The sequence below is a fragment of the Bradyrhizobium canariense genome (assembly GCF_019402665.1).
Classification (GTDB): Bacteria; Pseudomonadota; Alphaproteobacteria; order Rhizobiales; family Xanthobacteraceae; genus Bradyrhizobium; species Bradyrhizobium canariense.
Window position 1 is genome coordinate 1 of the sequence record NZ_VSST01000142.1, and the last position, 597, is coordinate 597.

A 597-nucleotide genomic window follows, 5' to 3' on the forward strand; every position below is an offset into this window, starting at 1 on the left:
AGCGCGCATCTATGGGCCGACCGCTTTGACAAACCCGTCGCCGATCTTTTTGATATGCAAGACGAGATCGTATCGCGCCTCGCCAACACACTGGACGCCCAACTCACTGAACAAGAGGCCAGGCGATCAGAGCGATCTCCGCATCCCAATTCGATGGACTTGTATTTCCGAGGCAAAGCTTTGTTGCACAAGGGGTGGACGTTGGAAGGTGTGCCACAAGCGCGCGCGATTTTTGAACGGGCGGTGACCCTCGACCCCAAGAATGTCGACGCGATGGTGTGGATGGCTGGCGCCGATCTGATGCTTGGAGCGAGCTACTTGGATGACGCCACGAGCGAGCATTACGCAGTGGCCGAGGCGACATCAATAAGGGCGCTGTGCCTCGCGCCCAACCATGCTTACGCACACTTGGCTTTGGGCTGCGCATTAATGTGCACGAACCGCGCGGCTCAGGGCATCGCTGAGTTCGAGAGGGCGTTGACGTTGGATCACAATTTGGCTGAGGCTCACGCGCAAATTGGCGGCGCTAAGTTGTACATGGGGCGCGGAGCGCAGACAGTGACTCATATCAACGAAGCACTTCGCCTGTCTCCTCGT

Annotated in this window: 1 pseudogene; it reads left to right on the plus strand. The window is 58.0% G+C overall.

Annotation, left to right across the window (positions count from 1 at the left end):
* Positions 1-597, plus strand: a pseudogene (locus tag FXB41_RS40335) (adenylate/guanylate cyclase domain-containing protein); the annotation flags it as partial.